Genomic DNA, 20234 nt, shown 5'->3' with positions numbered 1-20234 from the left:
CCAGACTGGTGCGACCGGCACACCAGTCGAGGAGGGCCCATGGACGACGCCACCTTTCCCGTCCGGCTGCGCCCCGGGACCGTCGTGCTCCGGCGCGAGCCCGGGACGCTCCAGTACGGCACGGACGAACGATGGAGCGTGCTCCTGAGCGGGCTCGGCGACCAGGAGGCAGCCTGGCTCCTCGACCATCACCGGTCGGGGCGCCCCCTCCTGCACGCGCCGCCCGCCCGGTACGGCGTGGACCCCGAGCGGCAACGCATGATCGTGCGTCACCTGCACGAGGCGTTCCTCGTCGTCGGGGCGCCCGACGCGGCCTCCCGCGAGGTCGTGGCCCCCGCGCACGGTGGGGCGGACGCCCCGACCCTCGCGCTGTTGCGACCGGACGGCAGCGGGCGGGCCACGCTCGCGCGCCGGGCACAGGCGAGCGTCGGCGTCGAGGGCCTGGGCCGGCTGGGCCTCGGGGTCGCGGTCGTGCTCGCCACCGCAGGGGTGGGCACGCTCCTGCTCGACGACGCCGCGCCGGTCCAGGCGACCGACGTCGGGCTCGGCGGCTATCGGACCCGGGACGTCGGCCGACCGCGCGGAGAAGCCGCCGCGCGGATCCTGACCGACCTCGCCCCCGAGGTGCGCAGCCACCTCGTCGAGGCGTCACGCTGGGTCGCGCCGCACGCAGGCCGACCGGACGTCGCGGTGGTCGTCGAGCACCGCGTGCTGCGCCCTGAACGGTACGGGCGGCTCACGGGCGACGGGACTCCGCACCTGCCGGTCGTGGTGCGGGAGGCGGACGTGGTGGTCGGACCGTTCGTCCGACCGGGAAGGACGCCGTGCGTCCGGTGCGTCGAGGGGCATCGCGCCGACCTCGACCCGCAGTGGCCGCAGCTCGTCGACCAGCTACGGGATCCTCAGCGGGAGGTCCTCGACGTCGAGGAGACCACGCTGGCGGCCGTCGGCGCGGCGATCGCCGCGAGCCAGGTGCTCGCGCACCTCGACGGGCTGACGCCCCGCGCAGCCTCGGCCTGCATCGAGATCGCTGTTCCCGATGCGGTGCCGAGGCTGCGCGAGGTGGTGAACCACCCGCGGTGCGGGTGCTCGGACCTGACGGTCGCGGCAGCCATGTCAGGCCGCCGATGACGCGGAGACGGAGTCCTCCGACTCACGGGCGGCGGCGTGAGCCGCCTCCTCCGCCTGGCGGGCGAGGACCTCGGCCTTGCTCGGCCGGCCACGCCCACGCTTGCGGGCGACGACGGCTCCGTCGACGAAGACCTCGCCGCCCCAGACGCCCCACGGCTCCTGGCGGTCGATCGCGCCTGCCAGGCAACCGGCGACGAGCGGGCACGCCTGGCACAGGGCCTTGGCCTGCTCGACCTGCGTCGACTGCTCGGCGAACCAGAGCTCGGGGTCGTTCGTGCGGCAGGGCAGCAGACCGGCGAGGAGCCGGTCGAACTCGGCCGCGTCCGAGGAACCGAGAGGGGTGGTGAGGGGTTGGTGGGGAGTCCAAGGGCCGGATCCGCCCTGGGCAGTGATGTTGTCGAGCAGCGCGGTGAGCCGCACGATGTCCTCCAGTGATGTCCTGATCTGCGTGTGAACTTCTTTGTCACAGGACCCGCAGGTGGTCGTGCCGTCCGGGGATGGTGGACGGCTGACCGGGAAGACGATCGCATTCGGAGAAACACGAAGGCCGCGGGTCCAGGTGGACTCCGCGGCCTGAGAAGGGTGCGTCGGTGACTAGACCGGCGACGTCCTCAGTGCGGAGTCGGGAACGGGGCGGATGACGAGGGATCCGCCGCGCCGTGCGCGGTTGATCGGATCGGCCGACACATGTGTCGGGTTCGCCGTCAGGATCTGCTTCACCAAGCCCACCTCCCATCTCCGTCGAACGCCCGCCTCTCGGCGCGCGTCTCTCCTACAAGGACTCCTGAACCATATGCCGCCCTCGGAAGGACGCACAACTTAATTAACGAACTTCTTTCGACGAGTTTTCGCGAGCCCTGAGGAACCCCGCGATCACGGCGAGGATCAGCCTGCCGAACGCGCCACGATGTCCAGCAGCGTCGCGCCGTACTTCTCGATCTTGGCCGGCCCGATCCCGTTGATCCTCGCGAGGTCCGGCACCGAGGCAGGCCTGGTCTCGGCGATCGCCGCGAGCGTGCCGTCGACGAGGATCGTGAACGCCGGCTTGTCCGTCTCCTGCGCGACGGACATCCGCCACTCGCGCAGCTGCTCGAACAACGCCTGGTCGTACTCGCCCGTGAGACGGACCTTGTTCTGGTTCGCGCGGCTGCGACGCGGAGCACGCGCATGCTCCTCGTCGGGCCAGAGCCCGTCGAGGAAGCGCGTCCGACGTCGCGACGCACGCCCGCCCGGGTTGCGCGACCGCCCGAACGACACCTGCAGGTGCTCCCGTGCACGGGTGATGCCCACGTACAGCAGGCGGCGCTCCTCGGCGACCGCCTCGTCCGTCTCCGCGAGCGAGATGGGCATGAGGCCCTCGCTCATGCCCGCGAGGAAGACCGCGTCCCACTCCAGCCCCTTCGCCGCGTGCAGCGACGCGAGCGTGACCCCCTCGACCGTGGGCGCATGCTGGGCCGAGGCGCGCTCGTCGAGCTCCGCGACGAACGAGACCACCGTGGGAGGCGCGTCCTGCGGCGCGACGCGTGCGACGTCGTCGGCCAGGGCGACCAGGGCCTGCATGGACTCCCACCGCTCGCGCGCGGCACCACGCGCCGACGGCGGCTCGTTCGCCCAGCCCGCCGTGACCAGGACGTCCCGGACCGTCTCCGGCATGGGGACCTGCGGGTCCGCGGACCGGGCCGCGCCGCGCAGGAGCACGATCGCGTCGCGGACCTCCTTGCGCTGGAAGAAGCGTTCGCCTCCCCGCACGAGGTAGGCGATGCCCGCGTCCGCGAGCGCCTGCTCGAAACCCTCCGACTGGGCGTTGGTGCGGTAGAGGATCGCGATCTCGCTCGCACGCGTGCCCGCCGCCAGGAGACGGCCGATCTGCGCGGCGATGCCCTTGGCCTCGGCCTCGTCGTCGTCGTACGCGACGTACGCGACCGGTGGGCCGGACGGTCGCTGCGCGACGAGCTCGAGCGCCTGGTGGGCTCCCCCGCGGCGCCCCGCGCGTGCCAGGAGCTGGTTCGCGAGCGTCACGACCTGGGGCGTGGACCGGTAGTCCCGCACGAGCTTGACGACCTGGGCCCCCGGGTACTTCGTCGGGAACGTGAGCAGGTGGTGGGGCGTGGCGCCCGTGAACGAGTAGATGGTCTGCGACGGGTCGCCGACCACGCACAGCTCCTTGCGCCCGCCCAGCCACTGGTCGAGCACGAACTGCTGGAGCGGCGACACGTCCTGGTACTCGTCGACCACGAAGTGGCGGTACTGGCGGCGCACCTCGTCGGCCATGGCCCCCTGCGACGAGAGCATGTCGCCCAGCATGAGCAGGACGTCCTCGAAGTCGATGACCGAGCGCTCCGTCTTGACCTCCTCGTAGGACGCGATGAGCCGCGCGACGGTCTGGTGGTCGTAGCCCGCGGGCGCCGGGCGGTCGATCGCCGCGCACGCCCGGACGTAGTCGTCGGCCGTGACGAGCGAGACCTTGGACCACTCGACCTCCGAGGACAGGTCGCGGACCGCGATCCGGTCCACGCCGAGCCCCAGCCGCCGCGCGGCCTCGCCGACGACAGGAGCCTTGTACTCGAGGATGCGCGGCGGCGCACCGCCCACGACCTTGGGCCAGAAGTAGCTGAGCTGTCGCAGCGCCGCGGCGTGGAACGTGCGGGCCTGGACCCCCGTCGCGCCGAGCTCGCGCAGGCGAGTGCGCATCTCGCCCGCGGCGCGAGCCGTGAACGTCACCGCCAGGACGCTCGTGGGCGTGTACACGCCCGTGCGCACCCCGTACGCGATGCGGTGCGTGATGGCTCGCGTCTTGCCCGTGCCCGCGCCCGCGAGCACGCAGACGGGACCGTGCAGCGCGAGGGCGACATCACGCTGGTCGGGGTCGAGGGCTTCGAGGATCTGGTCCGCTGACTCGTTCGGCATCAGGACGATTCTCTCAGCCGCCGCCGACAGCGGGCACCATCCTCCACAGGTTCGGCTGCCCCGTAGGGGGCGTCGGACGTGAGCGGGAACAACCCGGCCCGTGCGGGCGTTCCTGACGACGACAGCTCCCGGGGCTCGCACCCTGGGCCGGTTGTCGGCCCGTGCACTCGCCTCGGGCCCCGCGAACGAAGGAGCACCGATGGCCACGGCCCCGACCACCCCCGACGCCGGATCGATCGTCATGTACTCGACGACCTGGTGCGGCTACTGCCGTCGCCTGAAGACCCAGCTCGACTCAGCGGGCATCGGGTACACCGAGGTCAACATCGAGGAGCACCCCGAGAGCGCGGCGTACGTCGAGCAGGTCAACGGGGGCAACCAGACCGTCCCCACCGTGGTCTTCCCGGACGGCACCGCGGCGACCAACCCGTCGCTCGCCCAGGTCAAGGAGCGCCTCGCGTTCTGACCTCCCCTCGCCGCCGACGGGCCTTGCGTGCACCGCGCGGCACGTCGGCGCAGAAGGCCCCGGACCGGAGTCCGGGGCCTTCTTCCGTCCTCGGGACCGGGCGCCTCGTGCTGCCCGCTCGAGCGCCCAGGCCTGGCCGCACGGCTACTTCGAGGTCCCCGCCTCGAGGATCGACACGATCGAGAAGAGCGTGAAGCAGACCGCACCGAGTCCCACCAGGACGTGCGCGCCGACGAAGAAGCCCGGCTCGGTCATGGTCGCTTCGAAGAGGAACGCCGCGAAGAACAGGCACGCGAGCGCTGTCGCCACCGGGATGATGGGGATGCGGTTGGCGAGCGCGAAGACCTGGCGCCACACGAGCGCGAGCAGCAGCACCTTGGACAGGATGCTGAAGCAGATGAGGCCCAGGCCGATCAGCACGGTGCCGGGGGCCAGGCGCGCCGGGTCGGCCGAGCTGAAGAGCACCACGAGCCCCAGTGCGACGTTGATGGTTCCCATCGCGACGACCCACCACGCCCAGCGGTAGCGCTCGGCGTCGCCGAACTCGTTGCGGACCTGGCGCACGATGCTCGCGACGAGCGCGACGAGTGCGGAGCAGACGAGCGACAGCCCGACCACGACGTTGCCCGCGACCAGGGCAGCGTTGCCGCCGCGCGCGTAGAGCGTCGCCGCGACGACGAGACCGGCCACCGCGAACAGGGCGGGGATCGCGATCAGCAGGGTTCCCGTCCCGCGCGGGTAGGCGCCGTCCGGCGCGCCGCCTCCGACGGGAAGAGCCGCGCTCTTCTGGATGAGCACGAACTTGGTCGACGCCGTGGCCACGGTGCTCACGCACCCCGTGATGAACCCGATGCCGAGCACCACGTGCCCGGCCACGACGAACTGCGGCTCGTCGCCCCGGCCGATGATCGTGACGCCCCAGATCATGGTCGCGAGAGCCACCGCGTACCCGAGCACGGGCAGCGCGACGGCCCAGACGCGGCCGTACCGGTGGACGAGCTGGCGGATGATCGTCGCGGCGGTCGTGAACAGCGCGATGCAGATCGCGGTCAGGGCCACGTTGACGTGACCTGCGACGAAGTGGTTCGCGTCGTCACCGCCCGACAGGACGTAGAGCCCGAACGCGAGGCAGACCGCCCCCATCGCGAGCGGGATCGCACGGAAGAGAACGCTGATCGACGGGTTCATGCTCACTCCTCAGGGTGGACGAGCCGGTGCGTCCACCGTAGGCAGGGCACCGGGGATCGGCCCGTCGAGCACTCTGGACGCCCCCGTGGTAGGTCACTCCCCCGCGAGCGGGCCGCCGAACCAGTCCTCGATGAGCGCCCGCGCGATCGACGAACGGCTCGGCAGCCTCACCTCCCCGCTCTGCGTGGCCTCGGTGAGCTGTGCGCGGGTGAACCAGCGCGCGTCGGTGACCTCCTCGCCGTCGGGCCGGACGTCCGTCGTGAGCGCCGTGGCCGTGAAGCCCAGCATGAGCGAGGCCGGGAACGGCCACGGCTGGCTCGCGCGGTAGACGACCTCCCCGACCGTGACGCCGACCTCCTCGGCGACCTCGCGCCGCACCGCCTGCTCGAGCCCCTCGCCCGGCTCGACGTAGCCCGCGAGCGTCGAGAAGCGGCCCTCGGGCCAGTGCGCGGCGTGACCCAGCAGGAGCCGGTCCTCACCCGGGCCCGTACCCGGGTCGACGACCGCCATGATGACCGCCGGGTCCGTGCGCGGGTAGTGCTCGACGTCCTGCGCGACGCAGCGCCGCACCCAGCCCGCCGCGACCGGCACCGTCGGCTCGCCGCAGCGCGGGCAGCGCTCGTTGGCCGCGTGCCAGGCGGCGAGCGCGACGGCCTCGGTCGCCAGGCCCGTGTCGCGCGGCCCCAGGCGCGAGGCGAGCTCGCGCAGCCCCGCCCACTCGTGCGAGCGCACCAGGACCGACAACGGACCCTTGGGATCCACGCCCTCGATGTCGAGGTCGAGGTCGTCCGCGTCGTCGGGCAGGAGGAGAGCCAGGAAGGACGTGCCCGACGGCGCGTCCTCGCCCAGGAAGATCCAGCGCGGCGTGTTGCTGTGGTCGCCCGAGGCCGCGTGCGGCTCGGGGACGGCCGCGACCTCCTGCGGCGTCGCGAGCGCGAGGCCGTCCGGGCCGGTCGCGAGCCGACCGCGGTGCAGCAGCACCACGCGTGTCGACGGGTCGGCGCGGAGCGTCGCGAACAGGCCCTCCTCGGTGCGGCGGTGCGCCGCCCGGTCGAGCATCGAGTGCGCGAGCGGGAGGTGCGCGGCGAACGCGCTGGGAGAGGCGGCGGGCGAGGTCTGGTCGGTCACTCGTCGACCGTAGGTCACGCAGGGCCGACGCTGCACCCGGCAGGTGCGCGTGGTGGACACGTTCCGGTCCGGGTGACGCCGCCCGCCCCGCACCGACTACCGTGGACGCGTGCCACGCTCACCGCTCAACCTCGCCGCGCTCGCGACCGCGGCCGTCCCCGGCCTCGACGTCCGGTCCGTGCGGCCGTCCGAAGCGACGGGCGACGACGACGTCGCGATCGTCACCGACAGCGGCGGACAGGAATGGGTCGTCCGCGCTCCCCGCACCCTCGCGGCCGGCGCGGCCCTCGAGGCCGAGACCGCGCTCCTGGACTCGCTGCGGCACTACGTGACGACGGGCGTCCTGTCCTTCACCGTGCCCGACGTCCTGGGCTACGCGCTGCTCCCCGAGGGCGGGCGCGCCGTCGTGCACCACCGGTACGGCGGGGTCCCCCTCGACCTCGACACGCTGCGCCCCGGACCCGGGCTCGCCGCCGACCTCGGTCGCGTCCTCGCCGCCGTGCACGAGCTCCCGCACTCGGTCGTCGAGAACGCGGGCCTGCCCGTCTACACGGCCGCCGAGTACCGCGACCGGCGCCTCGCCGAGGTCGACGAGGCCGCCAAGACCGGCAGGGTGCCCGCCCGGCTCCTGCGCCGCTGGGAGGCCGCGCTCGAGGACGTGTCGCTGTGGAAGTACCAGCCCGTCGTCGTCCACGGCGACCTGGGCACCGAGCAGGTCCTCGTCGCGCGCGGCCGCGTCGTCGCCATCACCGACTGGGCCGAGGCGCGCGTCGCCGACCCCGCCGACGACCTCGCATGGCTGCTCGTCGCGGCCCCGCCCGAGGCGATCGACTCGATCATGGAGGCCTACCAGCTCCGCCGCACCGAGCTCACCGACCCGCACCTGACCGACCGGGCGCTGCTCGCGGGCGAGCTCGCGCTGGCCCGCTGGCTGCTGCACGGCGTCCGGCACGGGCACCAGGACGTGATCGACGACGCGGTCGACATGCTGATCGACCTCGACGAGGTGACGAGCGGGGAGAGCGAGGGGTAGCGGGCATTCCCCGGCCCGGCCGTCGTCAGCTGCCCGCCACGAGCACCTCCAGCTCGGCCGCGTCGAGCAGTCGGTCCGGGCGCACGGTCTCGTCCGAGCCCAGGTAGTAGAACGCCGCGTTGACCTTCTCGACCGGCAGCCCGGACCAGCGGGACCAGGCGAGCCGGTAGACCGCGAGCTGGACCTCGCGCGTGCGCCGGGCCTCGGCGTCGCGGGGGGCCTTGCCCGTCTTCCAGTCCACGACCACCACGGCGTCGTGCGCGCCGGCCGCGTGCTCGGGGCTCTCGGGGAAGACCGCGTCGATGCGCGAGCGGAACATGATCCCGCCGACCGGGGTCTCGACGTCGACCTCCACGGCGAGCGGAGTGCGCCCCGCCCACTCCGAGGCGAGGAACGTCTGCTGGAGCGTGTCGAGGTCCAGGTCCGGCGAGATGTCCTCGTCGTCGGCACCGGGGAGGTCGTCGACGTCGAGCAACGACGACGACGTGAAGTACTGCTCGGCCCACAGGTGGAACTGCGTGCCGCGGCGCGCGTGCACCGTGGGCTGCGCAGGCACCGGACGCCGCAGGTGCAGCGCGTACTCGCCCCGGTCCGCGGCCAGACGCACGAGCCCGGACGCCGAGATGTGCGCGGGGAACGAGATCTCGCTGCTCCGGGCGTCACGGCGGTCGCGCTCCTCGAGCAGGATGCGCGCGAGCTCGCGCAGGTCCGTGCCCGACCCGTCCAGCAGCGGCACCTGCCCCTCCGAGAGGGCACCCGACCCCACGTCCCCGCCGCGACCGGCTGCGACCGAGCGCGACGCGCGGGCGTCGATCCGGTCGCGGACCCGGTCTGCGGCGGCCCGCACGACCGCGCGAGCGCGCGGCTCGGCGGTCGGCGCGGACGGCGGTGTGGGGGACCCGTCGGCCACGGCCCCGTCTGCACCGGCGCCGTCGGCCCCCGGCTCCCCGCGCGGCCACTCGGCCTCGTTGACCAGCTCGTCGCGCGGGTTGGTCTCGTCCTTCTCGGGCATGCCGGCCCAGTCGGCCGCGCTGATGATCCCGGCCTCGGCGAGCTCGACGAGGAACGGCGACGGGGTGCGCGGCTTGGTCGCGTCCCGCCACCAGGAGCCGGCGAGAAGGAGCTCGGCGCGGGCGCGCGTGAACGCGACGTAGGCGAGACGGCGCTCCTCGTCGACCTGGTGCTCGCCGCTCGCCGCGAGGAACTCCTTGCGGCGACCGTCGAGGTCCTTGGCGTCCTCGGCGACCTCGTAGTGGAAGACGGGCAGGTCCTCGGCGTCGCCGCGCAACGGGTACGGCAGGTTGCCCAGCCCGGTGAACCAGCCGCTGTCGGTCGGCCCCTTGTCCCCCACGGCCGTGCTGGGGAAGATCCCGTCGACCATGCCCGGCACGGCGACGACGTCCCACTCCAGCCCCTTCGAGGCGTGCACCGTGATGATCTGCACCGCGTCCGGGTCGGGTTCGCGCACGGGGAGGTCGAGCCCCCGCTCCTGCGACCCGGCCGTGCCGAGCCATGCGAGGAAGGCGCCGAGCGTGGGCAGGTCAGCGGACTGCGAGAACGTCGCCGCGACGTCGCGGAACGCGTCGAGGTGCGCGCGCCCGCGGTCCCCGACCTCCTCGCCGTACCCGCCGGCCGCGAGCGTGGCCGCGGTGGTCACCTCGATGTCGAGGCCCAGCGCCCGCTCGGCCTGGGTCACGAGCTCGGGGAGCGACAGGTACGTCTGCCCGCGCAGGTCGCGCAGCACCCTGGACAGCGCGGCGAGCCGCGCGTGCCCGGCCTCGGTGAGCACGCGACCGTCCCGCGCGGGGTGCCCCGGGGCGGGCAGGTCGTCGAGCGCGTCGACGATCGACCGGTGGTCGACGACGTCGCCCTCGACCACCGTGAGCGTCCCGTCCGCGGCGACGCCAGGCAGCTCTGCCTCGCCCGACGTGCCCGCACCCGACGGACCGGCGGACGCTCCGCCGTCGGGCGGGCCGGCGGGAGAGGAGTCGGCAGACGGGCGGCGCGCCGCGTCCCGGCGCGCCAGGTCCGCCGCCCAGCTGCTCAGCGCGTGCAGGTCGGCCGCGCCCAGGTTGAGGCGCGGACCCGTGAGGACACGCATGAGCGAGTCGCCGCGCGACGGGTCGTGCGCGACCTCCAGGAGCGCCACGAGGTCCACGACCTCCGGGGTCGAGAGCAGGCCGCCCAGCCCCACGACCTCGACCGGCAGCCCCTTGGCGCGCAGCGCGACCTCCATCGCGAGGAACTGCGAGCGCGCGCGGCACAGCACCGCTGCGGTCACGCGTTCCTGACGGCGCGTGCGCGGACGCCACCGCTCGGCGACGAAGTCAGCGACCGCCGCGGCCTCCTCCTCGAGCGTCGCCGCGTACACACCGGTCACGACACCGCGACCCGCGCCGGGACGCTCGTCGAGCTGCGGCACGGGCACGCGCGTAGCGCCCTCGCGCAACGGCGCAGCCGTGACGTTGGCCGCGGCCAGTACGGCACGGTCGTTGCGCCAGGACGTACTGAGGTACTGCACGTCGGCCGGTGCGCCCGTGCTGCCGGGGCCCGTCGCGCGGAACCGCTCGGGAAACCGTGCCAGCCCCGACGCGCTCGCGCCGCGCCAGCCGTAGATCGACTGGTTCGGGTCGCCGACCGCCGTCACCGGGTGCCCGCCGAACAGCGCGCACAGGAGCTCGACCTGTGCGTAGGACGTGTCCTGGTACTCGTCGAGCAGCACGACGCCGTACCGGGCCCGCTCCCCCGCGCCCACCGCGGGCACGGTCCGCGCGAGCCGGGCCGCGATCGCGACCTGGTCCCCGAAGTCGAGCGAGTCCGACGTCCGCTTGCGCTCCTGGTAGGTCTCGACGACGTCGAGCAGCCGGTGGCGCTCACCGAGCGAGCCCAGGAGCCGCTTGACCTCGGCATAGTGCTCGGTGCGCTTGCCGCCGAGCGGCGTCGCCAGGATCTTGTCGACGATGCCCGTGATGCCCGCGCGGGCCTCGTCAGGGCTCAGCAGGTGCTCGCTCAGCGCCCCGGACAGCGACAGGACCGCGCCCACGACCGTCGAGAACGCGGCGTCGGTCTGGAGGTCTCCGGCCCAGCTCTCGACGACCTCCGCCGCGAGCTGCCACTGGCTGGCCTCCGAGAGCAGCCGCGCGCCGGGCTCGATGCCGATGCGCAGCGCGTGGTCCCCCACGAGCGAGGCGGCGTAGGAGTTGTACGTCGAGATCGCGGGCCGGTCCAGCATCGACAGCGCAGCGCCGTCCTTGCCCAGTGCGCGGTCGAGCTGCACGAGGCGCGACTGGACACGTTCGGCGAGCTCGCCCGCGGCCTTGCGCGTGAACGTCAGGCCGAGCACGGCCTCCTTGGCGACCCACTCGTTCGCGATGAGCCACACGACGCGCGCGGCCATGGTCTCGGTCTTGCCCGACCCCGCCCCGGCCACCACGAGCATCGGCGCGAGGGGCGCCTCGATCACGGCGACCTGCTCGTCGGTGGGTCGCGGACGCCCGAGCATCTCCGCGATGCGCACGGCCGAGAACCGCGGCTCGGGCAGCTCCCGCTCGCCCGGCCCGTCAGCCCCGGCCGGGAACCCGACCGCCCCGAGGTCGACGTCGTCGAACAGCGACTCGGCGCTCATGCGATCACCTGGCGGCCTTCCGGCATGAGGGGGCAGGAGCGGCGCACGGGGCACACCGAGCACAGCTTGTTCTCGCGGGCCGTGAACACCGAGTCGGCCATGGTGTCCGCGACGTCCTCCACGAGCTCGCGCGCCCAGCTCGACCCGTCGGGCTCGGGCTCGAGCGCGGGCTGCGTCCGCAGGCCGGCGTCCTTGCCGTCGCCCACGAACACGAGCTGGGCGCCCGCGCTGCGGGTGCCGTCGGGCAGGTCGAGGACCCCGCCCTCCACGGCGAGCTGATAGGTACCGAGCTGAGGGTTGGTCACGGCCTCGGCGACCGACGGCTTGGTCTTGCCCGTCTTGAGGTCCGCGACGCGCACCGCGCCGTCCCCGGCGTCCTCGACCCGGTCGATGACCCCGCGCAGCACGGCGCGGCCGATCTCGAGCTCGAACGGCGCCTCGACGAGCAACGGCTCGCCTGCGGACTGCAGGTACCCCGCGAGCCGGCCGACCATGTCCTCGGCCTTGTGCCGCGTCTGGGTCGCGGGCCAGCCCGGCGTGAGCGCGAGCTCGGGCCAGCGCCGGTCCAGCTCGGCAGCGAGCTCGGAGTGCGTCCCGCGCGGTGCCTCCTGCGCGATCGAGTGCACCAGGTTGCCCAGGGACTGCGCGGTCGCGTCGGGGGCCGTGCCGCCTGCGCTCTCGACGGCCCAGCGCAGCGCGCACCTGCTCACCGACTCGACCTTGGACGGGGAGATCATGACCGTGTCCTCGGGACCCCACAGGGGTTCGGTGCTGGAGACCGGGTTGACGCCGTACCAGGACTCGGGGCGCGCCTCGCCGACGCCTGCGAGCGCCAGGTCGGCGAGGAGCTCCGCGAGGTCGTCGGCGCGCGCGGGGTCCGAAGAGTCCGCGCGGCCGCGCCGCCCACCAGGGGCAGCCGACCGCACGGAAGGTGCGGGCACCTCGGGCGACGCCTTCACGACCTCCTCGACGAGCAGGCTGCGCGCCGAGGCGACGAGCCCGCGCAGGTCGAGCGGCTGCCCGACCTCGACGCGGCGCGGGTCGCGGTCCTCGTCGGGTACCGCGGGCCCGTCCCCGTCGTCGCCGGGCACCGCGCCCGGTCCCTCGTCGGTGTCGTCAGGTCCCGCGGGCGGGCACACGAGGTCGACGAACGGCGAGGGGACCTCGTCGACGTCGCTCACGGCCGTCACGAGCAGGCGTCGCGTCGCGCGCGAGGTCGCGACCGCGAAGGACCGCAGCTCGTCGGTGAGGACGGCGCGCCGGGCGTCCGGCCCCAGGCCGTGCGCGTCCTGCGAGCGCCCAGCGAGGAGCTCGACGAGCGCCTCGGAGCCGAGCAAGGAGTCACGCAGCCGCAGGTCCGGCCACACGCCGTCCTGGACACCGGCCACGACCACGACGTCCCACTCGCGACCGGCCGCGCCCGCGGGCGTGAGGGCGGCGACCGAGTCCGTACCCGCGGCGCGGGCCGCGAGCGAGTCGGCGGGCAGGTCCTGGGACTCGAGGTACTCCACGAACGCCGACGGCGGAGCACCCGGCATGCGGTCGACGAAGGTCTCCGCGGCACGGAAGAGAGCGAGGACGGCGTCGAGGTCGCGGTCCGCGCGGGCGCCGACCGCTCCCCCGCCCAGCGCTGCGTCGCGCCACCGGTCCGACAGGCCGGTCGCGTGCCAGATCGCCCAGAGGACGGTCTGCGCGGTCGCGTCGGGGGCGAGCACGGCCTCGCGTCCGGCGGCGATCACCCGGGCCACGGACACGGCTCCGCGGCGCACGCTCGCGGGCAGCGTCGCGGCGCGCGACTCGTCGAGCAGGACCTCGACCAGGAGGGCGTCGGACGTCCGTCCGCCACCCGAGCCGAGCTCCTCGGCGCGCAACGCCCGGCGGAGCCGCCGCAGCGCGACCACGTCGAGGCCTCCCACGGGCGAGGTCACGAGCGCGGCCGCCGTCACGGGGTCCAGCTCGTCGAAGCCCGACGGTGCGTCGGACGCGGCGGGCTCGCGCTCGATCAGCGTCTCCGCGGGGTCGCCCACGTCGCGGGTCACGGCGTCGTCGATCCCGGCCGCGCCGCGCACGCCGTCCAGCCCCCGCGAGTACCCGGCCGGGGGCAGACCCACCGCGACACGCATGATCGCGAGCAGCGGCGTGACCGCGGGCTCCTCGCGCAGCGGCACGTCCGAGCCGAGGATGCCGACGGGCACCGAGGCCGCGATGAGCGCACGGCGCAGCGTCGCGAGCTGAGCCCCGGCACGGCAGACGACGGCCATGCGCCCCCAGGGGGTGCCGTGCAGCAGGTGCTCGGCGCGCAGCTCGCGGGCCACGTACGTGGCCTCCTCGGCGCCGCTGCCCAGCAGGGCGACCGAGGCGCCGCGTGGCGGGCCGTCCTCCGGGACGGGGACGGGCGACGCCGCCGCCCCGCGGTGGACCGCGCCGGCGACCGTGCCGATCTGGGTCGTCACGGTCCGCGTGACCTCGCGCAGGTCGCCCTCCTGCCGCCAGGCGGTGCCGAGGACCTCGACGCGGGCGTCGAACTCTCCCGTCGCGGCGCGCCGCCGCACGGGTGCCGCGGCCCGCCCGACCAGGGCCGGGCTCGCACCGCGGAAGGTCTGGACCGCGGTGTCCGGGTCCGCGAGCAGGACGAGGCGCGCGCCGTCGTCGTGCACCACGCGCAGGAAGCGCGCCGTCGCGATCGTGGCCTCCTGGTAGTCGTCGACCACGACCAGGTCCCACCCGGGCCGGGGTGCCCCCGTGACCTCGTCCTCCCAGGCCAGCAGTGCCTCGGCGGCCTCGTCGACGACGACCGCGGGGTCGTAGCGCGAGCCCAGGTCCGGGGTCCCGACCCGCAGCGCCGTCACGTCGAGGTACTCCTGGTAGACCTGCGCGGCGGTCCGCCACTCGGGGCGGTCGTGCGCCCGGCCCAGGTCGTCGAGGTCTGCGGGCGTCAGTCCGCGCTCTGCCGCTCGCATCAGGAGGTCGCGCAGCTCCTGGCGCAGGCCGCGCAGGGCCAGCACCTCCTCCGGCAGGCCGTCCGGCAGGCGCAGCGGCACACCGTCGCCGTCGAGGTGACCCGCGAGCAGCTCGGCGAGCAGGAGGTCCTGCTCAGGACCGGAGATGAGGGTGGGCGGTGGCTCGCCGGTCGCCGCGGCCCGCGCCCGCAGGACCGCGAACGCGGCGGCGGCGGCGGTGCGGACCATCGGGGCGCTCACGGTGCGGTCCGCGCGCGCCGACAACCGGTCGCGCACCTCGGCCGCGGACCGCCGCGACGCCGCGACCACCAGGATCCGGGCCGGGTCCACGCCCTCGCTCAGCGCCTGCGCGGCCACCTCGATGGCCACGGTCGTCTTGCCCGTCCCCGGCGCCCCGACGACGAGCGTCGCAGGCTCCGTGCGCACCGCGTCGAGCGCGGCCCGCTGGGTCTCGTCGAGCCGGACGGGGGCCGCGGAGGCGGCGTCCGGGAGGACGAGGCGGAGGTCGGGAAGGTGCAGCACCCGAAGATCTCATCACGAGGCACCCACATCGCCAGGCCGCCCCGGCGACCAGGGTCGCGAACGCCGCTAGAGCGTCGGCCACCCGTTCGGCAGGCACCCCTCGGTCGACATCGACTGCTGGACCATGACGGGCGCGAGCGCCCCCGGCGCGGGGCAGCTCACGTGCCGGTGCCCCAGCACGTGCCCGACCTCGTGGTTCACCAGGTACTGCCGGTACAGCGGCAGGTCCTGCCCGAAGTCGGTCGCGCCGTTCACCCAGCGCGAGAAGTTGAGGATCGCGGCGCCGGTCACACCGCACGAGTACGCCCCCTCGGTCTGGAGCGGCGCACACAGCCGGTCGGTCGTCGCAGGGCTCGCCAGGACCACACGGATGTCCGCGTCGCCCCCGGTCCGCGCGAACGTCACGCCGTCCACCGCGCTCCAGCCCCGCGGGTCGTTGAGCGTCGCGAGCACGGCGGCCGCGAACGTCTCGCCGTCCACGGGCAGCCCCTGCTCGACCTCGACACGCACACGCCGGACCGTCCCCGCCCCGGGCGCCGGCACCTCGGCGGGCACGATCGTCAAGGCTCCGCCGAGGTCCGGCACGACCTCCCGGCCGACCAGCCCCGACCCCTCCTCGACGACCCGCTCGAGGGGCAGCGGCAGCGACCCCGGACCGTCGAGGCCGACGAGCGGGTCGCGGACCGAACGGCTCGCGGGGTCCTCCGAGCGCGCATCGGCCGCGCCGTCCGTGCTGGCGGTCCCGCCCGCCGCGGAACCGGCGCTCGCCTCGGGCGCCGCGCCCTCCTGCCCGACGCCGTCGCCCCCTGCGCGGTCCGTCGCACCGGAGGCCGCAGGAGCCACGGGACCGGTCGGGGCGCCGGGGATCAGCGAACCCACCCCGAGGACGCCGGCCCCGAGCCCGCCCAGGACACCGGCCACGACGAACGCTGCCGCCGGACCGCGGCGCATCCCGCGCCGACGTGCGCTCCCGAGCCTCGCCCGGGCGCGTGCAGCACGCGACGGGCGCGCCGCCGTCGGGCCGGGAAAAGCCGCCTGACCTGGGTCTTCACCCTCCACCGGACGATCCCCCAGAGGGCCCCTCCAACCGTCGACGGGCGCTCCTGGTGCATTCACGTGTCCATGATCGCATCGCCCGCCGCACCACCTCTGCGCTGCCCGTACTATCGCGGCATGTCGGGGGTCGCAGAGAAGCAGAGAATGCCCGGTTCCGTCCGCGCACGCATGCCCAAGGGCGAACGGCGTGTGCAGCTGCTCACGATCGCCGAACGCCTGTTCTCCGACCACGGCTACCACCACATCACGATGGACGACATCGCCGACGGCGCCGGGGTCAGCAAGCCCGTCCTCTACCGGCACTTCCCGTCCAAGCTCGACCTGTACCTCGCGCTCGTCGACCAGCAGGGCGCGGCGCTCGTGGACTCGGTCCGCACCGTCCTCGCACCGTTCCGGTCCGCACCACCGGGCACCTCCCCCACCGACGTCGACGCGCTCGCCGTGGACGGGCTCGCCGTGATCGAGGCCATCGTGCGGGCGTACGTCGACTACGCGCGGACCGCCGGCCCGTCCGCGGGTCTCCTGTTCGAGTCCGACGTCATGCGCGACCCCGGCGTCCGCGCCCGCGTGCTCGAGCCCGACGAGGTCAACGCCCGCGAGTTCGCCCGCGTCCTCGGCCGCCTGACGTCGCTCACCGAGCACGAGGCGCTCGTCGTCGCTCGCACGTGCACCGCGATCGCGCGCAACGCCGCGGGCGAGGCCGCGCGCGCCGGCACCGACGTGACGAGCGAGGAGCTCACCCGGCTCGTGCCCGCGCTCGCGTGGCGCGGGGTCCACGGGATGCTGCGCCGCGACCGCTGACACCGGTCGGGCCCCTCACCCGCCTCCACCAGCGCGGGAGCGCCCGGGGCGTCCGGGAATCTCGTTAGTATCGGAGGAGTTGTCGACCAGTGGCCGGCGGGATCACCCGCAGGCGACGCTCGCGAAGGAGAATCACGTGGAAGTCACCATCGGTGTGCAGAACTTGGCCCGCGAGCTCGTGATCGAGACGGAGGAGACCACGGAGGCCGTGGCCGCCGCCGTCTCCGCCGCTCTGGCCGGCGGTCCGGCCCTCGAGCTGCTCGACTCGCGCGGGCGCCGCGTCATCGTCCCGACGGCGTCGATCGGCTACGTCGAGATCGGCACCGAGGAGCAGCGTCGGGTGGGCTTCGGCTCGCTCTGACGACTCGCGGCTGACTCGCTCAGCGCACGAGAGCGGGGCCCCGGCTGACACAGCCGGGGCCCCGCTCTCGTCGTCTCAGGCCGCGAGGCCCAACTCCACCCGCTCAGGCCGCGAGGCCCAACTCCACCCGCTCAGGCCGCGAGGCCCAACCGCCCCATCCGGCGCGTGTGCTCCGCCGTGAGCTGGGAGAACACCCAGGCCTGCCGGTCGGCGGCGGTACCCGTCACGTCGGCAGCCCCGGGCGTGCCCGCCTCGGTGCGGTGTCCCGCGCCGTCCGCGAGGAGCCGGCCCAGGCCCTCACGCTCGGAGAGCAGCGTCTGCACGAGCCCCAGGGCCTCGCCCACGAGGCGACGTCCCCACAGCGCGAGGCGGGACGCGAGCACGGGGTCGGCAGCAGCGGCGTCGGCGATGACGGTGGCCGAGCGCTCCGAGTCGACGCCGTCCGAGAGGATCTCCAGGACCAGGTCGCGCGACTCGTCGTCGAGCCCGTCCGCGGCGAGGCGGCAGAAGTCGTCGGCCACACCGTGCCCGACGTACCCCTTGAGGACGCCCTCCCACCAGGTGCTCGACGGGGTGCGGCTCTCGAAGTCGTCGAAGATGCCGTCGAAGGCTCCCATCTCGGCCTCCGGGTCACCGCCCAGGTCCGCGATGCGCTCCAGGACCCGCTCGTGCCGCGCGAGCATCTTGCCCGCGTGCCGCGAGAGCTGGTGGCGCTGCGCGAGGGTCGGCGCGTTCGCCGCGTCGGCCGCCAGCCGTCCGAACGTCGCGAGCTCGGTGTAGGCGATCAGGCCCAGGAGCCCGATCACGTCGCGGTCGGTCGCGAGCCTGGCCGTACCGTCGGACAGGTCGTGGTGCTGGGGCTCGCTCATCCGGCCAGAATAGTCGAGCACCCTCCGCCGGCCGCGACATGAAACGTGACAACACGGGTGATGACGGGTCCAGCGGGAGCAGTCCGATACTATGGGTGGGTACATCGGTTGCCCGGTCGTCCGAATCCCCGGCCCCCGGTGGGTGCTCCCTGAGCCCCACCCCGTGCCGAAAGACTTGCGAACGACACTGCACGACGCCGACCTCGGTCGGTGCGCGCGGGCGGAACCGGGGTTCGCGCCTCACGGCCGACGACCCCCGACGACGTCTTCGCGGCGAATACCCACGATCGGCTGCCGGCCACTAGGCGCGAGAGACCGTACCTGCCTGGGACTTCCCCGGAGCATCGTGGACCCGCCGAACCGTCGGGTCGATCACGCACGTGCGGCGCCTCGCGCCAGACATCAGAACCACGAGGCACCAGTGACCACCACCGAAACTCCCGTCGAGCCCACCGAGCTCGACCTCCCCTCTGTCGAGAACCCTGCCGACGACGTCCAGGGCACGCTGTCGTCGAGCGTCCAGGCCAAGGACGTCTCCTTCGCGGACTTCGGCGTCCGCCCGGAGATCGTCGAGGCGCTGGCCGACGCCGGCATCACCCACCCCTTCCCCATCCAGGCCATGACGCTGCCGGTCGCGATGTCGGGCCACGACATCATCGGCCAGGCCAAGACCGGCACCGGCAAGACGCTCGGCTTCGGCGTGCCGCTGCTGCACCGCGTCGTCGCTCCGGGCGAGGAGGGCTTCGACCAGCTCCCCGCCCCGGGCAAGCCGCAGGCGCTCGTCATCGTCCCGACGCGTGAGCTCGCCGTCCAGGTCGCCGGCGACCTCGAGGCCGCGTCGGCCAAGCGCAGCGTCCGCATCATCCAGCTCTACGGCGGCCGTGCGTACGAGCCGCAGATCGCGACGCTCAACGCGGGCGTCGAGGTCGTCGTCGGTACCCCGGGTCGCATGATCGACCTCATGAACCAGGGGCACCTCAACCTCACGCGCGCTCGCTGCGTCGTGCTCGACGAGGCCGACGAGATGCTCGACCTGGGCTTCCTGCCCGACGTCGAGAAGCTCCTCTCGCGCACGCCCGCAGCCCGCCACACGATGCTGTTCTCGGCGACCATGCCGGGCGCGGTCGTCTCGATGGCGCGCCGGTACATGACGCAGCCCACCCACATCCGGGCCAACGACCCGGACGACGGCGGCCAGACCGTCAAGAACATCAAGCAGGTCGTCTACCGCGCGCACGCGCTCGACAAGGTCGAGGTCCTCGCGCGCATCCTCCAGTCCGAGGGCCGCGGTCTGACGATCGTGTTCGCGCGCACCAAGCGCACGGCCGCCAAGGTGGCCGACGAGCTCGCGGACCGCGGCTTCGCGTCGGGCGCGATCCACGGCGACCTGGGCCAGGGCGCCCGCGAGCAGGCGCTGCGCGCGTTCCGCTCGGGCAAGATCGACGTGCTCGTCGCGACCGACGTCGCAGCCCGCGGCATCGACGTCGACGACGTCACGCACGTCGTGAACTACCAGTGCCCCGAGGACGAGAAGACCTACCTGCACCGCACGGGACGTACCGGCCGCGCGGGCAACAAGGGCACGGCCGTCACGTTCGTCGACTGGGACGACGTGCCCCGCTGGTCGCTCATCAACAAGGCCTTGGACCTGAACATCCCGGAGCCCGTCGAGACGTACTCGACGTCCCCCCACCTGTACACGGACCTCAACATCCCCGAGGGCACCAAGGGCCGCCTGCCCAAGTCCGCGCAGACCCGCGCGGGCCTGGACGCCGAGAAGCTCGAGGACCTGGGCGAGACCGGCAAGCGTGGCGGTGCACCGTCGCGCGGCGGCCGCGACGCAGGCCGCGACGCGGGCCGTTCGGGCTCGCGCGACGCCGGGCGTTCGGGTGGCCGCGACAGCGAGCGCAGCGGCTCGCGTTCCGGCGGCCGCGAGGGTGGTCGCGCCGGCGAGGGTGCACAGCGCTCCTCGTCCACGGGTTCCACCGACGCTGCTCAGGCTCCGCGCACCGAGGCTCCGGCTGCGGGCGCCTCGGCCGAGGGCGCTCCCTCACGTCCGCGTCGTCAGCGCAACCGCCGCCGCACGCACGGCGGCGCGTCGGGTGCCGGGACGGCAGGGACGCCGGCTCCGACCGAGTGATCCTCGACCGCTCCGCCTGACCTGACGGCGGGCCGTCGCTCCACGGA

General features: G+C 74.1%; 15 protein-coding genes. 6 read left to right on the top strand and 9 right to left on the bottom strand.

The window, feature by feature from the left end:
• Nucleotides 1-39 precede the first annotated feature (39 nt).
• Nucleotides 40-1131, top strand: coding sequence for a ThiF family adenylyltransferase (locus JOD48_RS06650; protein WP_204808179.1), 1092 nt, complete (start codon nucleotides 40-42; stop codon nucleotides 1129-1131).
• On the opposite strand, the gene JOD48_RS06645 is transcribed toward JOD48_RS06650, so the two are convergent.
• The 3 genes from JOD48_RS06645 to JOD48_RS06640 all read right to left on the bottom strand — a co-directional run bounded on the left by JOD48_RS06645 (nucleotide 1117) and on the right by JOD48_RS06640 (nucleotide 4038).
• Complete coding sequence (locus JOD48_RS06645) at nucleotides 1117-1551, bottom strand: WhiB family transcriptional regulator (protein WP_204808177.1); 435 nt, start codon at nucleotides 1549-1551, stop codon at nucleotides 1117-1119. The two genes, JOD48_RS06650 and JOD48_RS06645, sit on opposite strands and share 15 nt — an antisense overlap.
• 174 nt (nucleotides 1552-1725) lie before the next feature.
• A complete protein-coding gene (locus tag JOD48_RS19875; protein WP_263598717.1) occupies nucleotides 1726-1851 on the bottom strand; it encodes a hypothetical protein in 126 nt (41 codons plus the stop codon).
• A gap of 165 nt (nucleotides 1852-2016) precedes the next feature.
• Nucleotides 2017-4038 (bottom strand): ATP-dependent DNA helicase UvrD2, encoded by a 2022-nt coding sequence (locus tag JOD48_RS06640; protein ID WP_191789362.1) that lies wholly within the window; start codon nucleotides 4036-4038, stop codon nucleotides 2017-2019.
• A gap of 199 nt (nucleotides 4039-4237) precedes the next feature.
• Between JOD48_RS06640 and JOD48_RS06635 the strand changes: the two genes are divergently transcribed.
• The gene (locus tag JOD48_RS06635) at nucleotides 4238-4504 is read left to right on the top strand and encodes a mycoredoxin (RefSeq protein ID WP_191789363.1); all 267 of its coding nucleotides are present in this window, start codon (nucleotides 4238-4240) and stop codon (nucleotides 4502-4504) included.
• Between the two features lie 144 nt (nucleotides 4505-4648).
• Here JOD48_RS06635 and JOD48_RS06630 read toward each other — a convergent pair whose 3' ends face one another.
• Together JOD48_RS06630 and nudC are read right to left on the bottom strand one after the other, a co-directional pair.
• Entirely contained in the window at nucleotides 4649-5692 is a 1044-nt protein-coding gene (locus JOD48_RS06630) for a DUF2776 family protein (protein WP_204808173.1), read from the bottom strand.
• A 93-nt stretch (nucleotides 5693-5785) separates the two neighbouring features.
• The gene (gene nudC / locus JOD48_RS06625) at nucleotides 5786-6820 is read right to left on the bottom strand and encodes an NAD(+) diphosphatase (RefSeq protein ID WP_307824012.1); all 1035 of its coding nucleotides are present in this window, start codon (nucleotides 6818-6820) and stop codon (nucleotides 5786-5788) included.
• Nucleotides 6821-6929: 109 nt separating this feature from the next.
• Here nudC and JOD48_RS06620 point away from each other — a divergent pair, with 109 nt between their 5' ends.
• On the top strand, nucleotides 6930-7853 hold the full coding sequence (locus tag JOD48_RS06620; protein ID WP_191789365.1) for a phosphotransferase: 924 nt from the start codon (nucleotides 6930-6932) through the stop codon (nucleotides 7851-7853).
• A 25-nt stretch (nucleotides 7854-7878) separates the two neighbouring features.
• On the opposite strand, the gene JOD48_RS06615 is transcribed toward JOD48_RS06620, so the two are convergent.
• The 3 genes from JOD48_RS06615 to JOD48_RS06605 form a co-directional block, all read right to left on the bottom strand.
• The gene (locus JOD48_RS06615; RefSeq protein WP_204808171.1) at nucleotides 7879-11478 is read right to left on the bottom strand and encodes an ATP-dependent helicase; all 3600 of its coding nucleotides are present in this window, start codon (nucleotides 11476-11478) and stop codon (nucleotides 7879-7881) included.
• Nucleotides 11475-14960, bottom strand: a complete 3486-nt coding sequence (locus JOD48_RS06610; RefSeq protein ID WP_204808169.1) for an ATP-dependent helicase — start codon at nucleotides 14958-14960, stop codon at nucleotides 11475-11477. Before JOD48_RS06610 ends, JOD48_RS06615 begins: the two co-directional genes overlap by 4 nt.
• 66 nt (nucleotides 14961-15026) lie before the next feature.
• Entirely contained in the window at nucleotides 15027-15911 is an 885-nt protein-coding gene (locus JOD48_RS06605; protein WP_204808167.1) for a DUF3152 domain-containing protein, read from the bottom strand.
• 249 nt (nucleotides 15912-16160) lie between these two features.
• Between JOD48_RS06605 and JOD48_RS06600 the strand changes: the two genes are divergently transcribed.
• Complete coding sequence (locus JOD48_RS06600; protein WP_204808164.1) at nucleotides 16161-16817, top strand: TetR/AcrR family transcriptional regulator; 657 nt, start codon at nucleotides 16161-16163, stop codon at nucleotides 16815-16817.
• 136 nt (nucleotides 16818-16953) lie between these two features.
• Entirely contained in the window at nucleotides 16954-17178 is a 225-nt protein-coding gene (locus tag JOD48_RS06595) for a DUF3107 domain-containing protein (protein ID WP_030150741.1), read from the top strand.
• Nucleotides 17179-17309: 131 nt separating this feature from the next.
• Here the strand turns inward: JOD48_RS06595 and JOD48_RS06590 are convergent, their stop codons facing one another.
• Nucleotides 17310-18047 carry a ferritin-like fold-containing protein gene (locus JOD48_RS06590; protein ID WP_204808162.1) on the bottom strand — a complete coding sequence of 246 codons (738 nt, stop codon included), beginning with the start codon at nucleotides 18045-18047 and terminating at the stop codon, nucleotides 17310-17312.
• Between the two features lie 421 nt (nucleotides 18048-18468).
• Here JOD48_RS06590 and JOD48_RS06585 point away from each other — a divergent pair, with 421 nt between their 5' ends.
• The gene (locus JOD48_RS06585; protein ID WP_191789370.1) at nucleotides 18469-20187 is read left to right on the top strand and encodes a DEAD/DEAH box helicase; all 1719 of its coding nucleotides are present in this window, start codon (nucleotides 18469-18471) and stop codon (nucleotides 20185-20187) included.
• The last annotated feature ends 47 nt before the right edge of the window (nucleotides 20188-20234 follow it).

It is taken from the genome of Oerskovia paurometabola, assembly GCF_016907365.1.
Lineage (GTDB): Bacteria > Actinomycetota > Actinomycetes > Actinomycetales > Cellulomonadaceae > Oerskovia > Oerskovia paurometabola.
Note: the sequence above shows the minus strand (reverse complement) of the source record. Positions and strands in the feature narration are given on the sequence as shown.